The sequence below is a fragment of the Mycobacterium sp. 1482292.6 genome (assembly GCF_001672995.1).
Taxonomy (GTDB): domain Bacteria; phylum Actinomycetota; class Actinomycetes; order Mycobacteriales; family Mycobacteriaceae; genus Mycobacterium; species Mycobacterium europaeum_A.
Map to the genome: position 1 here is coordinate 1 of NZ_LZKV01000073.1, position 641 is coordinate 641.

Consider the following 641-nt stretch of genomic DNA (forward strand, 5'->3'; position numbering starts at 1 on the left):
TACTGGCGCCGCCCCGGGCTGACCGCGTCGCGGTTCATCGCGTGCCCGTTCGGTGTGGTGGGCCAGCGTATGTATCGCACCGGGGACCTGGTGTGCTGGGGTCCCGATGGGCAGTTGCGGTATCGGGGGCGCGCCGATGAGCAGGTCAAGGTGCGTGGGTATCGCATCGAGTTGGGCGAAATCCGCACCGCCATTGCCGAATTGGACGGCGTGCAGCAAGCCGCGGTCGTCGTCCGCGAAGACCAGGCCGGCGAGAGGCGTCTCGTCGGCTATGTGACTGGAGCCGCTGACCCCGCCGATATTCGGGCCCGGTTGGGTCAGCGGCTCCCTCCCTATATGGTGCCCGCGGCGGTGGTGGTGCTCGAGGCGTTGCCGTTGACGCTCAACGGCAAACTCGACACCCGCGCTTTGCCCGCCCCGGACTACCAGGGCGATAACTACCGCGCCCCACGGACCGCCCTCGAAGACATCCTGGCCGGCATCTACGCCCACATCCTGGGCGTCGAACGCGTCGGAATCGACGACTCCTTCTTCCATCTCGGCGGGGACTCACTGTCGGCGATGCGGCTCGTCTCGGCCGTGAATGCCGAACTGGACGCCGACCTCACCGTCCGATCCCTGTTCGAGGCACCCACCGTCGC

1 protein-coding gene is annotated in these 641 nt (G+C 67.7%); it reads left to right on the plus strand.

All coding sequences use genetic code 11. The annotated features are described in order from the left end of the window. Positions 1 to 641 (plus strand): phosphopantetheine-binding protein (locus A5624_RS06945; protein ID WP_156748888.1); only part of this gene is annotated, 641 nt, incomplete at both ends.